Genomic DNA, 13,842 nt, shown 5'->3' with positions numbered 1-13,842 from the left:
TCATCGCTCAACGCAGACGGACGCGCAAGCTGAGGAAATATTGCGACCCGTAATATTCCACGTTCCGCGTGCTGCCGACCACAGGCATATATTCGACACGTGGTTCGTTGAAGATGTTGAGCGCTTGGAAACGAATGTCGGCGATCTTGTTGAGCTTGAAGCCCAGATTCACGTCGAAAGTGTTGTATCCCTCCACATAGCGCAGCTGCGTGTTATCGCTCGTGAACGCCTGATAATAGCGCGAGCGATAGCGATAGATGCCCTGGAGCGAGACGGGGCCGAGCTCGTAGAAGAGCTGTGCCGAAAAGACGTGTTTCGAATAGCCGCTGAGGCCTGCCGGCGGAATCAGGCCCGGCGTAAGGTTCCCCGAAGCATCGATCACGTCGCCGTAACGGATGTCCTGCGTCTTGAAATTCGACCAGGCGTAATTGTAGCTCAGCTTCGCGCCCAGCCCGTCGAGCGGGTGAGGCAGCCAAGTGAACTGGTTGGAAAGCGTCAGTTCGAGGCCGTACAGGTCGCTCTGATCGTTGCTGTTGGTGGTCTGGGTGACCGGCACCGCGTAATTGGTGCCGCCGATCGTGAAGTCCTCGTTGGTTTCGATCGGGATCCGGCCGCCGGTGAAGCGTTTATAATAGACCGTCGCGGCAAGCAGCGTGTCCTTGTTGGCATAATATTCCAGCGCCATGTCGGCGTTCCACGACATGGTGGGCTTGAGACGCGGGCTGCCGGTGGCGATGATCGAGTTGATCGCGTCGGCGACCGACGGGAAGCCGGTACCAGTCTCGAGCGTGATCTGACGGCCGGCACCGAGCGCGCTGGGCGCCGGGCGCGACATGGCGCGATAAAGGCCGACGCGCAGGCGGCTCTTCGCACTCAGGTCGAAGATCGCGTTGAGGCTGGGCAGCCAGCGCAGCGAGCCCGACTTGACCTCGGTGGTCGCGAAATTGCCATTCGCGCGCAGGCTGATCGAGCCGTCGGTGTTATTGATCACATCGAGGCCGCTGCGCAGGCCACGCGCGGTGACTTCGGTGTGGACGCCCCGGATGCCGAAGTTGCCGCGGACGGGAATGTTGCCGAGATGGCCTGAATAGGTCGCCATCGCATAGCCGGCCAAGGTCTCTTCGGTGACATCCGCATTCTCGACCGCACGCAGGTCGCCGCTGTTGCCGGGATCCTCGGTGCCCAGATAATTGCGGAACTGACAAAGGACGTCGAAGGTCGCGTAGCTGGTGATCGCGGCACTCGGCGCGTCCGAGAAGAACCCCCGCTCGGGGAACGGCGTGCGGCAGGCGATGTTGACCGTGCGGTCCACTGCCAGATCGGCCTGGTCGATATTGACGTCATTGCTGTAGCCGAAGAACTTTCGCTGCGCCCAGCGGCCGCCGATATCAACGCGCTCGATGAAGCCGTCGAGCTTGTAGCTGGCGTCAAGGCGCGCCGAATAGATCTCGTCGTCGCGGCCGTCCTGCGAACGGGTCAGCCGCGTATCGTCGCTGAACGCGGTGTAATCGGTCGGGCTGAAGCGCGGATCATAGGTGAAGGTCGGCAGGAAGCTCTGGGTGAAATCGACATGATAAGGGATGCGCTGGTTGTTGATCGCCGTGCGCGTGCCGAAAATGTTGAAAGGATCGGTACGCAGGCGGACCTGACGAGTGATGTCGAGGCGCGTCGTATGGGAATAGCCGACATCGGCACCCACCGTCAGCCGCTCGGTCGGCTTCCACTCGACGTTGCCGCCGAGGCCCAGATATTTCTCATCGCGGACGAACAGGCCCGAAATGGTCTGCAGCGTCGCCGAACCATCGGCCGAGAGCAACTGGTCATTGTCGCCGATCACCACATTGTGGAGATTGAAGCGGCCCTCGGCCGTGCCGAAGTCGTTGCGCGTCTCGCTATATTGGCGGCGCGAATACTGCACGTCGAGATTGACGTTGACCGTCGGGCTCGGCTGCCACTGCAACGTGCCGAACACGGCGTTGCGCAGGTCCGATGTGATCATCTGGCGATAGAGATATGAGTTGGACGCATGGAAAAAGGGCGTGCCCGAATTGCCCTGTTGGCGGCTGACTTCGGTGCAATTGCTGGTCGAGACGATCGCCGCGTTGCAGGTGAACCAGGTGCTGCTGGTATAGAAGCGCTCGACCGGATCGTTCACTACGTTGCGCTGGTACCCGATGGAAATTCCGACGTCGCCGAGCGCACCGGCCTTGAACTGGTCGATATAGCTGACTGTCCCGCGCCAGCCCCACGCACCCTGGCCGGTGATGCGATCCTGATAGGGATTGAAGTTGGCCTTGAGTTCGGCCTGGATTTGCTGGCGGTGGTAATCGAGCGGCTTGCGTGTCTCGAGCTCGATGACACCGGCGACCCCGCCTTCGATCAGATCGGCTTGCTGGGTCTTGTAGATCTTGATCGCGTTGAACAGCTCGGCCGGGAACTGGCCGAAATTCACCGCGCGGTCGCCACTGCCATTGGTCGCCTCGCGTCCGTTGAAGGTGGTCAGGCTGAGGCCCGAGCCGAGCCCGCGGATCGAGACTTCGGTGGGGCCGTAATTGGCGCGGTCGATCGTCGCGCCGGTGATCGTCGCGATCACTTCGCCGACCGACTGGCCGGGCAGTTCGCCGATCTCCCTGGAAGAGACCGCGTCGACGATCGTGTCCGACGTACGCTTGGTCTGGATGGAATTCTGGATCGTCTCGCGAATGCCGTGGACAATGATGTCAGCCGCAGCAGCCTGGTCGTCCTGCGGCAAAGGGGCTGCCTTGTCCGGCACGGTGCTGCCGGCCTTTTGCGCTCGTACCGGCGCGCCGCCGACGAGCGTCGCGATTGAGGCTCCGGCAAGCAGCGCCAGACGCATGCGGTTCACGCCACGACTGGCCCCACAGCCCGATAAAGCAGCCATTCCATCCTCCCCATTATGTTTATACCAATTTTATGATCCAGATGTTGCCAATGAGTCGAGAAAAAGTAAATACCAATTTCATGGTGCTCCTCCCATATTGGTATAGCACATAGGGTTTGGGAGCGAACTTGGCTGGAAAACAAGGTGATGGCGGTGCTCCGGAGATCGTCTGCTTCGGCGAGGTGATGACTCGGCTCTCCGCCACAAGCGGTACGCGGCTGGCGGCTGCGGGGCGACTCGACCTTCATGTCGGCGGGGCCGAGGCGAATGTCGCCGTCGCGCTTGTCGCGCTCGGTCACCGCGCAGGGCTGGTAACGGCGGTGCCCGAAGGCGCACTCGGCGACGGGGCATGGCATTTTCTGCGCGGTGCCGGGGTGGATTTGCGCGACGCCTTCCGTTGCCCGGGACGACAAGGCCTGTATTTCCTCGATCCCGGCGCCTCACTGCGCCCTTCCGAGATTCTTTACGATCGAGCGGACAGCGCTTTTGCCCGGACGGACTGGTCCACTATCGACTGGCGCGCGATCCTCGCGGGCGCGCGCTGGCTACATGTCTCGGGCATCACACCGGCGCTTGGTCCCCAGCTCGCCGTGGCGACCCGCGACGCCATGGCGGCGGCGCGCGCGCTTGGTGTCCGCATCTCGTTCGACGGCAATTACCGCCCGCGGTTGTGGGAACGTTGGGACAGCCGCCCGCGAGATATCCTGTACGAACTGGTCGCCCATGCCGACCTGTTCTTCGCCAATCACCGCGACATGACCCTACTACTCGATCGGGAATTCTCGAGCGATCACGAGACGCGGCGCCGCGAGGCCGCGCTGGTGGGATTCGAGGCCTTTCCGAACCTTTCGCTGATCGCATCTACCGCACGGCATGTGGAAACGGTCGGCTGCCACCGCATCGCCGCGCGGATCGACGGTCGCGAGGTCAGCCACCAGACGTGCGAGGTGAGGGTGACCGGCATCATCGACCGGATCGGCAGCGGAGATGCATTCGCCGCGGGGGTGCTGCACGGACTGATGCTCGAAAAGGCGGCGTGCGAGGCCGCCGAACTCGGGCTGGCGCTTGGCTGTCTCAAGCATAGCGTGGCGGGCGATGTTGCGTTGTTCGGGCGTGAGGACCTGGCGGCGTTCGCGGTCGAAGGAGGCGATGTCCGTCGCTGAACCGTGGGAAAGGGAGGCGCGCCACACGGGCGCGCACCCCATTCGGCTATGGTCGCTGGCGCTGGCTCAGGGCAGTAGTTGACTGCGCAGCCCGGGCACAGTGACGGCGAGATCATTGGCGATGATCTTCGAGATTACCCGCGCGCCGGCCTCGCCGAGATGCGTGTAGTCGAATTTTGGCTGAAGACGCCCGCGCGGGCCCGTAGCGGGCGGTTCTCCTGCCGGCTCCCGCGCCTCGACAGCGGGTCGCGGCCTAAGCGTGGTGCCCTTGCGCGCCGCCTCGAGCTCTTCGGGGAGGGGGGGCGCCTGTGCGAGCTCGGTCGCGTCGGCCGCCCCGAGCTTTTGGACCACTGCGGCGCTGTCACGGTTGAGGTCGATCAACGGCACCTGCATGGCACTGGCGACCTTGCGCACCTCGTCTGACCAGGGGACGAGCGTGTTCTGCAGCTTGCCGTCACGAAATTCGCGGCGGCTGAGCGGTGTCACCAGCACCGGCACCGCGCCGGTCTCGCGAACGTCGGTCACCATCTGGCTCAGATTGGCGGAGAATTCGGTGGCGAGGTCGGTCCAGCGCTCGCCTTTGCTTGACTGATCGTTATGACCGAACTGGATCAGCACATAGACCTTGCCATAGCCTGCTGCCTTTGCCTCGTTGAGCGCGATGGTCCATGAACCCTCGGCGCGGTAGCTCCGCGTCGAGCGCCCGCCGCGGCCAAGATTGAGACAGGCGAGCGTCGACTTCACATGGTATGCGCAGAAGACCGAGGCCCAGCCGCTCCCCGGCGCCATGGTCGAATCGCCGACCAGGATAAGCTTGTCGGCCTTGATCGGCGGCGCATCGACGCGCGGCTCTCGTCGTGCCGTCGGCTCGGCACCGATCTGCGCCATCACGATTGCGGGCATGCCGAGCGCCAGCAGTGCAAGTCCATATTTCAGCATTGCGTCCCTCCTAGGATGCTGCGGTCCGTCACGAGAAGGCGAGACCGCCGTTGATGTCCATATTGACCCCGGTGACGAAGGCGGCGTCGCTCGATGCGAGAAAGGCGACAGCGGTGGCGACTTCGTCGGGATGGCCTTCGCGCCGCAGCGGCGTGTTGCCTGCGGTTGCCTTGCGGCCCTCCGGTTTCGAGAAAGTGTCATGGAAAGTGGTACCGATCAGGCCGGGGCACAACGCATTGACGCGGATCCCGTGCGGACCCAGTTCCTTGGCGAGACTGCGGGTTAGCGTCATCAACGCACCCTTGGCGGTCGCGTAGATCGAGGCACCCGGCCCGCCGCCATCGCGGCCCGCGAGTGAGGAGAGGTTCACGATCGCACTGCCCTCGCCAAGATGTGGCAGCGCCGCTTTGGTTACGAGGAAGGCGGATTTGAGATTTAACGCCATGACCTGGTCAAAGAATGCCTCGTCCATCTCGGCGAGCAGCTTGCGTGCGACCATGCCGCCCGCGACATTGACCAGCACATCGATCCGGTCACCGAACGCCGCGGTGGTGGCGGCGATGAGTGCGGCGACCTGATCGGCGCTGGCCACATCGGCCTCGACCAGGATTGCCGTGCCCCCGGCTCGCTCGATTGCGGCGACGGTCGCTTCCGCCGAGGCGCGGTCGCTGCGGTAATTGACCACCACTTTGGCGCCCTCGGCTGCGAGCCGCAGCGAAATCGACCTGCCGATATCGCGTCCGCCGCCCGTCACGATGGCGACCTTGTCCTTGAATCTCATGCTGTTTCCCGTTGGTTGTCGACATTGGATGAATGGGCGCCCGGACCGCGGGGCAACCCGCGACCGAGCAGCCAGACCGAAAGCAGTGCAAGTGGAACGATCGCTGCCGCGAGCGCGAAGATTGGCGCGTAGCCGTGCCGCGTCATCGCCGGAACGAGCCAGGTGGTGATGAGCGTGCCGGCAACCGCAGCGGTGCCGCTGATCCCGGCGAGCGACCCTACCGCACCGCCGGCGAAATAGTCGCCCGGCATCGTCTGGATATTGTTGATGGCGACCTGAAAGCCGAACAGGATCAGCGCGATCAGCAACACCGCGGCAAGCGGCGTCGACGCCAGGGCGGTAAGCATCAGGGCCGGCAACATGATCGCGCCGCCGATGGTGATCGTCACCTTGCGCGCCTTGAGTGTCGGCCAACCGTGCGCGATCAGCTTGCCCGAAAACCAGCCGCCGCCAAGGCTGCCGAGCATCGCGCCGACAAATGGAACCCAGCCGAACAGGCCGATCTGCACCACGTCGAAGCCGAAGGTCTCGGCGAGATAGATCGGCAGCCAGGAGACGAACAGCCACCAGACCGGATCGAGGAAGAAGCGCGCAAGCAGGATCGCCCAGGTCTGGCGGTAGCGCAGGAGCGCCAGCATGCCGGGCGCCGGAGCCTCCCCGCGCCCGCGCTCGGCGTCCGCCGCGGGCGCGGCGATCAACGCGCGTTCCGCATCACTCAGCCAGGGATGCCGATCGGGATCCCCGCGATAGACCGCGATCCACGGAATGAGCCAGAGCAGCCCGAGCGTGGCGATCACGAGGAATGTCATGCGCCAGCCCAGGGCGCCGTACAGCGCGGCGACCGCAGGCGCGGCGATGATTGCGCCGATCGCGGCGCCCGAATTGAAGATGCCTTGCGCCAGGGCACGCTCGCGCTGCGGGAACCACAACGCATTGGCTTTGACCGCGCCGGGCCAGTTGCCCGCCTCGCTCACTCCCAGCGTGACGCGGAACAGCGTCAGCACGCCCAGCGAACGGGCGAACGCATGGAGCCCGATCGACACCGACCAGATCGAGATGGAAAGGACGAAGCCCATCCGCGTGCCGATCGTGTCGAGCAGGCGTCCGAACAGCGTCTGGCCGGCGGCATAAGCGAGCATGAACGCAGTGACCAGCAAGGCATAATCGGACTTGTCGGCGCCGATCTCGCGCGAGACCGCAGGCCACATCACGGCAAGCGCATTGCGGTCGATATAGTTGATGACCGTGGCGGAGGCGATCAGCGCGATGATGAGCCAGCGTAAGCCTTTGATCTTGCGCACCGCCCTCATTTCGCTGACGCCCCGGTGTCGAAGCGCGCGAAATGTCCTTTCCAGTCGAGCTTCTGGCCATCGAAGGTCGCACTGTGTGCCGTCGCCCCATCGCTGGTAAGGGCGATGGCGAGCAGGACACGGCCGCCGTGGATGAAATCGATTGCGATCAGGTCCGCATCGGCGGTGCGGATATGACGGAGCTGCGTGACCCGGCTCTTGCTGGCGACGGTTTTTTCCTCCGACGCGTCGTACACGCCGTGCGGCTCGAGCAGGTTGACGAATTGCGCGTCCGTCGCGCCCGTCACGCGCTCGATCAGCAGCGGCTCGCGGCGCAGGTTGAAGTTCGGATCGTTGGCGCCGCTCTCGCCCAGGATCACCGTCGCGCCGGCGGGCGGCAGCATCCGATAGGTGTAGAACCGCTTGTCGTTGATCCAGCTGAGCGTCGCATTGCCCATGCCGGGCGTGCCGGTCGCATCGACCCAGATGTGCTGATAGCCGTTGGCGGTGCCGAGCACCGGGCGCTCGGCGATATGCGAGCGCAGCGGGAAGCCGATGTCGGTGATCTGCCCGGCATAATGGAGCGGCAGGTCGTAAGTGGCGGGCTTGTCGCCGCGCACGTCGAGCAGATCGACGATCAGGGGGCTTTCACCGCCGTCGACCGGGAGCTGAATCAGGGTGCGGCGGAAGGTGACGCCGGGCCAGGCGCCGGTCATCTCCGCGGTGCTGACCTTGGTCGGGCCGTCGCCCGACCAGAAGAGCTGGCGCGGCGCGAGCTTTTCACCGGCCTGCCATTTCGCACCGAAATCACTCGTCTCGTCCACGACCAGCGTGTTGTGCGCTACGGTCTGCTTCGCCCAACTATTATTTTCTGCCAGATAGCGCCCGCCATCCTTGCTCTCGACGTTGAGGAAGCGCGCCGCGCCGTAATCGACGATGATCGGATGGCCATCGTCGTAAAGGATCCAGGAGAGCTTGTCGAAATGGCCATGGCCCATGCCCATCGCGCTGTTCTTGGCGACGAGCACCTCGGCATTGTCGCCAGGGCCTGAGCGCATCACCCCGAGACCGCCCTGCTCGCCTTGCGGTCCATCGCGGAACAATTGCGACATGAACGGGAAGGGCTTGGCCTTGCCCGCCACCAGGTCGCGCGCGACCGCCACGCCGTCGGGCGTGAGCACGGTACGCCCCTGCCACTCGGCGATCGCAAGCAGGCTTGGATCCTTGGTTACCTGATAGCCGATCGCCACCGCCTGATAGAGCTCGTCGGTCCGCAGGCTCTTGTCCGGCATCGCGTCGTTCAGCGGGAAGAAATAGCCGTCATAGGTGAGCTGGATCGAGGTGCGGATCGCCTTCAGCAGCACGCCGTCGCGATATTGGAAGATTTGTCGCTCAGGCTCGTTGGCCTCGATGAAGCGGGCGAACAGCACGAAGGGCTGCATCGCGTAGCGCTGATAATAAGGTCCCTCGGTATAATAGCCGTCGGGCGAAAAGAGCTGATCGATCTGGCGCAGGAAGCCGCTCTTGCCGTCGCCCGCGCCGCCCTTCAGCGCCTTGGTGACCAACGCGGGATCGCGCAGCACATAACCGATCATGCCCACTGCGGCACAGGCCCAGGTCGCATGGTTGTGGATCAGGTTGAACTCTTCTGGCTGCCCGTCGGACAGAAAGGTCGCCATTGGCCGGAACACCTTGCCGTCGATCGTGGCGCGGTCGGCATCGTTCAGCGTATCGCGGATCGCGTCATAGCCCTGCACCGCATAGACCACCCATACCGCGTCGTTCAGGCTCTGCCAGAACAGCCGGCCGCCGCTCTTGCCCTGGCGCGCGGGATGTGGGCCGAGGCCTGGATAGAGCCGGGCATAGTCGAGCAGCATCGCCCGCGCGAAATCGGCGTAGCGGCGTTCGCCGGTGATCCGGTAGAGCAGGCCCGCGCCATAGAGCGCGGTATAGTTTCGCTTGTGCTGCTCATGAGTGTAGCCGCCGCCAGGATCCTTGGGGACGGGAACGATGATCCCGGCCTTGATCGCCTTGTCGACTTCCCGCCGCACCCGCTTCATCTCGGCCGCGAACAGCGGATAGCTGCCCCCGGCCCTGGCCGTGGCGGCCATCTCGTCAGCGCGGAACAGGGTCGGCTGCGCGCCGGGGGCGGACTGCGCCGTTACAGGTGCCGCGGCAAGCAAGGCGGCACCGGCGAGGAGGATGGCGATACGGCTCATTTGATGTTCCCTGGAAGCGGCGAGGCGGCGGGTTTGGCGTACCAGGAGACGCCCGTCTCCTCGCGCCGGATGGGCTGCAGCGTGCGCGCGGTGCCCATCCGGGCGAGCGCTGGATCGGTCGGATAGAGCAGCCCGTTGGCGGCGCGCGCGAGCGGTACCGTGCGTCGCTCGACCGGGATCGACAGCGCCGGCGCGCCGGTGGCGTAAAGCAGGTCGCCCGAAAAGCTTATCCCGCCGATATCGGCATGCGCGCGGAAGGGATCGGGCCCGTTGCGGTTCACGAACAGATTGGCCACGAAGCGCGTCGAGACCGGTGGCAGCGTCAGCTCCTGGTTCGCGCCACTGCCCAGCGTCACGCGCGCCGCGTCGATCACGCTGTTATGCTCGATCAACGCGGCGCGGACTTGCATGTACCGGTTGAGCGGCGAGTTGGGCACGCCGTTCATCAGCGCGAGCGCGCTGAACGAGCCGGTGCCGGCCAGCCCCTCAAGATAATTGTTCCGCACCGTCTGGCGCTCGTTAATCACGCGGATGCCGCCGCTTTTTGGCAGACCATTGCCGAAGAACACATTGTCCTCGACCAGATTGCCGTGGCCGTGGCGAAGTGTCAGTGCGCCCTGACTCTCGACGAAGACATTGCGGCGCATGATGTTCGCCCCGGATTTGACCGAGACGATCTCTACCTCACCGTCGCAGCGCTCGAAGAAATTGTCCTCGACGGTCGTAAACGAGTCGCTCTGCGATTGCTCGCTCGTGCCGATGCGGATCGTCTCGCCGCCATTCTCGCCCAGTTCGGGGCGTGGCCCGAAATAATTGTGGTCGATGCGGTGATGGTTGTCGAGCGGTGTGGCACGAACCACCACCATCATCGCGCCGCCATTCGTCTTTCCGACGAAATGCGAATGATCGACGCGGTTGTTGCGGCCATAAAGCGAGACCCAGTGATCGGTGTCGGCGCGGTCCGGCTTGCTGAAGGTGTCGATGACGATGCCGGTCAGCCGGCTGTCGTCGGCCTCGCGCCTCGTCCCGTCGCGAAAGGCGATCAGCTCTTCGCCCGGGGGATGGCCGTCGCGGAAAACGAGGTCCGATACAATGAGGTGGCGGCCGGCCAGGTTCAGGCTGGACTGGCCGGTCAGGATCACCTTGCCCGGCGTCTGGGCCGTCAGCGTGAGCGGTGCGGCTTCGGTGCCCTCACCGTCGAAATGGATTCGGAAATCGCGCCACTCGCCGTCAGCCAGGATGATGCGGTCGCCAGGCTGGAGATGCTTCGCCGCGGCGGTGTAGGCGGGTTGGTCGTGGACGAGAACATCGCGGGCCTCGGCCGGTGTGTCGAGCGTCAGCAGGACGATGGTCATCATCAATGCGCGCATGCCTTCCTCCCTCTCCCGGCTCTAACGGTCGATCACCATGGCCTAACAATATCGAGGCCAGTGCGCAAGGTAATCTGAATACCAATTTACATGACCAATTATACGAGCGGTGGTACCATATCGGCGCTGACCGCGTCCACCAGGCGACCGGCGGCGGCCGTCGGCGATTGCCAGGCTGCGCGGGCGGATTCGCGGATGAAGGCGACCGTTCGCCATAGGCGTTCGGGTCGATCCCGCGATCGGAAGGCAACCGGCCAAGACCAGGCGTCCCGATCGCGCGCCGCGCAAGGCGAAAGCTGCGCTCAGATCGTCTACGATCCGGAGCAAGCGCGATGAGATTTAGATGAAAGCCGAATTGGTGCTTTCATTCAATAAATCCGGCTGAGCCCCGTTCTAACACATGTGCGGCCCGGCGACTTCCCAACCGGGGTCTCTTTCACTCGGGCTAGGGTCCGAGGCGCAGAACCGGGTGTCTGGCTATGCAGCTGGAGCCATCAGAAGCGCTCTAGTTTTTCTGCCGTCGCGCAAGCATTATTCGGATCGGCTTGCGCCTTTTCCCCCAGTGCCGTGCCGCGACAGTTTCGCGGACCCGCCCCCATTAAGCATCTGATCATGGCGTCAAGAGGTGAAGGCATCGACTTTGATAGGATCGCGTTACGACCACGCCGCGGCTTCAGGCCCAGCGATATTCGCAATAGCGAACCGCACCGCCTGGGCAATTTGCTGTTCGAACTTGGCGTCGCGCTCCGGATTGTCGAGCCCGAGTGCGGCTTCCAGATAAGCGCCACCGAGCAAGAGATTGATGAATCCCGATGCCCGAAGGCCGACCTTGGCGTCGCTCACGCCGACCCGCGCGATAATCTCGCCTGTTTGTCGTCGCAAGACCGTCATGCCGGATTGCTCGAAGGTGCTGGCAAGTGCCGGGAATCGTCATCCGTCGGCATGATCAATCGAGGACCTCGACACGCTGCATCATGCGCGCAATGGTCTGGCGATCTCGTGGCGTCGTCGATGCCGCGCGCCAAAGTGCCGGGATATCCTGTGCAACTGCCGTATGGCGTCGCGGTCGACCTCGGTAAGATGCTCGGGCTCTTCCGCCAGGGCGGGTTGCTGCTCGCCCCAAGCGATTGCTCGGCTGCGAGCGCCTCTTCCCAGTCTCGCTCCAACGTCCGGGCTTCGGGAAGATCGACCGCTTGGGGCGCATAGCCGGGTGTGCGCCTGAGCGTTCGGCGTGCGGTCGGGAGGGCAGCGCCGTTCCACGACATCTGGCCGCCCGATGGTTTTTCCGCGGTCACCAGCAAGCGCAGGAAGGTCGATTTTCCGGCGCCGCTAGGGCCGACGAGCAGGGTGAGTCCCGTCGGAAAGCGATGCGAGACGCCGTCCAGCACGACCTTGCCGCCATAGCGCTTGCGCAGGTCGCGGATCTTGAGGACGCTCATGGATTAATCTCCCTGCCAGGGTCGGGAATCGCTGTGTGACGGGTCAGATGCCGGCGAACCAGGCATAGTCGTTGCTGTCTTCCCAATAACCGCCCTTGCCGGCGCCGATCCGCAAGAGGCTGTCCACGACCTCGATGCGCATCACATATTTGGCGTGTTTGTAGCCGAGCTGGCGCTCGACCCTGAGCCGGAGCGGGGCGCCATTGGCGATCGGCAGGGCGTGTCCGTTCAATCCCCATGCCATGATGGTCTGCGGATGGAACGCGTCGAGCAGGTCGATGCTCTCATAATATTTGCTCGAGCCGTAATCGTCGGCGCAGTGAAACACGACATAGCGCGCGGCGGGCATCAGGTCCGCGTCGCGCAGCAATCCGCCAAGCGGAGTCCCGGTCCATTTGCCGATCGCGCTCCAGCCCTCGACACAGTCGTGGCGCGTCGTCTGGGTTCGCCGCGGCAGCCGGTGGATTTGGTCCATCGACAGGGTCAGCGGCCGGCGCACCAGCCCGTCAACCCTCAGGCGATAGTCGCGAAAGCCGTTCGCGGCGAGCTCGGCATAGTCCGCATTGCCGGGGCGATTGGTGCCGTTCGAGCGAAAGGTCGCCGATATCTGGGCGTCGGGAAACTCCTGGGCGAGCGCGTGGCGTGATGCGGTCAGGCGCGAGAGATCGCGCGTGAGTGCTTCTGTTCCTTCGAAGAAGCGACGCGCCGCCGGCGTCGCGGCGATCCGGTCGCATCCGGAGAGCAACAAGCCGCCGGCTGATGCGCCGAGCGAGCCGATGAGTGAGCGGCGCGTGATCATGTCTCGTCCTCCGATACGGGAATGACAAATCGTCCGGTCAGCATCGACCGAACCTGGTTCAGCGGCCCGGCCAGCAGGACCATGACGAGATGGACGACCGTGAAGGCGACCAGCCCGAAGGCGCAGAGGAAATGGATCGACCGCGCAGACTGCCGGCCGCCGAAGATAAAGGGCAGCACCGGAAAATTCGCGTCGAACGAGGGCGACATCGTCATGCCGGTCAGAATGACCAGCGGGATCAGCACGAACACGACCCCGCCATAAGAGAGCTTCTGCAAGATGCCGTAGCGCATCGCCGCAGCACCGGTCGGAAAGCGGAGTTTGGCGTGCTCGACCACGTCATGCCAGATATGGCGCGGAGACAGTTCGCGCCGGGCCGGTATCAGGTCGCGCGCGAGATGCCGGTTGGCGAGGCCGACGCCCAGATAGCAGAGCGAGGCAAGCACCAGGATCCAGGCGAAGGACAAATGCCAGCGGCGTGCGGCGGCGAGGCTGTAGCCGGACGGGATCGTCAGCCACCAGGGAAAGGCCCGGGTTCGCTCGACGCCCTGCTGGTCCCGCCAGCGGCCGAGCACGCCGCCGGTCGGCACCTCGACGGGGCCAATCACGAGATGCCCGCCATGTGCGGTCGGGCCGATGGCCAGCCACGGCGCATTGCTGTTGGCGCCCGCCTGTCCCCAATAGAGCCGGGGGTGGGCATTGAAGATCATCAGTCCGCTCATCAGCATGACGGTGAGCGTCACCGCGTTCGTCCAGTGCCACAGTCGCGTCGGCAACCGGTGGCGGTAGAAGGCGCGGGGCACGAGCACCGGAGGAAGCGCGGGATCCGCGGCTTCTCCAGCTGGCGGTGCGGCACCATGGATGGGCGCGCCGGCCTTCTCTGTTGGCGTTCTTGGCCACCATCGCCGCGCCCAGTTCATGAGGGTCGTCCAGACCAGCGG

General features: G+C 64.4%; 11 protein-coding genes. 1 reads left to right on the top strand and 10 read right to left on the bottom strand.

Annotation, left to right across the window (positions count from 1 at the left end; all coding sequences use genetic code 11):
- Positions 1-7 precede the first annotated feature (7 nt).
- Positions 8-2,857 (bottom strand): TonB-dependent receptor, encoded by a 2,850-nt coding sequence (locus tag WC729_RS08930; protein WP_372853284.1) that lies wholly within the window; start codon positions 2,855-2,857, stop codon positions 8-10.
- Between the two features lie 173 nt (positions 2,858-3,030).
- On the opposite strand from WC729_RS08930, the gene WC729_RS08925 reads away from it, so the two are divergent.
- Positions 3,031-4,065, top strand: a complete 1,035-nt coding sequence (locus WC729_RS08925; RefSeq protein WP_372851757.1) for a sugar kinase — start codon at positions 3,031-3,033, stop codon at positions 4,063-4,065.
- 66 nt (positions 4,066-4,131) lie between these two features.
- On the opposite strand, the gene WC729_RS08920 is transcribed toward WC729_RS08925, so the two are convergent.
- The 9 genes from WC729_RS08920 to WC729_RS08880 all read right to left on the bottom strand — a co-directional run bounded on the left by WC729_RS08920 (position 4,132) and on the right by WC729_RS08880 (position 13,710).
- Positions 4,132-5,004: a rhamnogalacturonan acetylesterase gene (locus WC729_RS08920; RefSeq protein ID WP_372851755.1), complete on the bottom strand. Its 873-nt coding sequence runs from the start codon at positions 5,002-5,004 to the stop codon at positions 4,132-4,134.
- 28 nt (positions 5,005-5,032) lie between these two features.
- Positions 5,033-5,785 (bottom strand): SDR family NAD(P)-dependent oxidoreductase, encoded by a 753-nt coding sequence (locus tag WC729_RS08915; RefSeq protein WP_372851753.1) that lies wholly within the window; start codon positions 5,783-5,785, stop codon positions 5,033-5,035.
- The gene (locus WC729_RS08910; RefSeq protein WP_372851751.1) at positions 5,782-7,086 is read right to left on the bottom strand and encodes an MFS transporter; all 1,305 of its coding nucleotides are present in this window, start codon (positions 7,084-7,086) and stop codon (positions 5,782-5,784) included. The genes WC729_RS08915 and WC729_RS08910 overlap by 4 nt, the downstream gene beginning before the upstream one ends.
- Before the next feature lie 5 nt (positions 7,087-7,091).
- Entirely contained in the window at positions 7,092-9,293 is a 2,202-nt protein-coding gene (locus tag WC729_RS08905) for an alginate lyase family protein (RefSeq protein ID WP_372851749.1), read from the bottom strand.
- The gene (locus tag WC729_RS08900; RefSeq protein ID WP_372851747.1) at positions 9,290-10,663 is read right to left on the bottom strand and encodes a polysaccharide lyase 6 family protein; all 1,374 of its coding nucleotides are present in this window, start codon (positions 10,661-10,663) and stop codon (positions 9,290-9,292) included. The genes WC729_RS08905 and WC729_RS08900 overlap by 4 nt, the downstream gene beginning before the upstream one ends.
- A gap of 654 nt (positions 10,664-11,317) precedes the next feature.
- Positions 11,318-11,506 (bottom strand): hypothetical protein, encoded by a 189-nt coding sequence (locus WC729_RS08895; protein ID WP_372851744.1) that lies wholly within the window; start codon positions 11,504-11,506, stop codon positions 11,318-11,320.
- 44 nt (positions 11,507-11,550) lie between these two features.
- Positions 11,551-12,102, bottom strand: a complete 552-nt coding sequence (locus tag WC729_RS08890) for an ATP-binding cassette domain-containing protein (RefSeq protein WP_372851742.1) — start codon at positions 12,100-12,102, stop codon at positions 11,551-11,553.
- Between the two features lie 43 nt (positions 12,103-12,145).
- Positions 12,146-12,901 (bottom strand): molybdopterin-dependent oxidoreductase, encoded by a 756-nt coding sequence (locus WC729_RS08885; protein WP_372851740.1) that lies wholly within the window; start codon positions 12,899-12,901, stop codon positions 12,146-12,148.
- On the bottom strand, positions 12,898-13,710 hold the full coding sequence (locus tag WC729_RS08880) for a cytochrome b/b6 domain-containing protein (RefSeq protein WP_372851738.1): 813 nt from the start codon (positions 13,708-13,710) through the stop codon (positions 12,898-12,900). The genes WC729_RS08885 and WC729_RS08880 overlap by 4 nt, the downstream gene beginning before the upstream one ends.
- Between the last annotated feature and the right edge of the window lie 132 nt (positions 13,711-13,842).

Origin of the sequence: Sphingomonas sp., assembly GCF_041661825.1 — a bacterium.
Taxonomy (GTDB): Bacteria; Pseudomonadota; Alphaproteobacteria; order Sphingomonadales; family Sphingomonadaceae; genus Sphingomonas.
The sequence above is the reverse complement of the archived record's forward strand: the minus strand, read 5'-3'. Positions and strand labels throughout refer to the sequence as shown.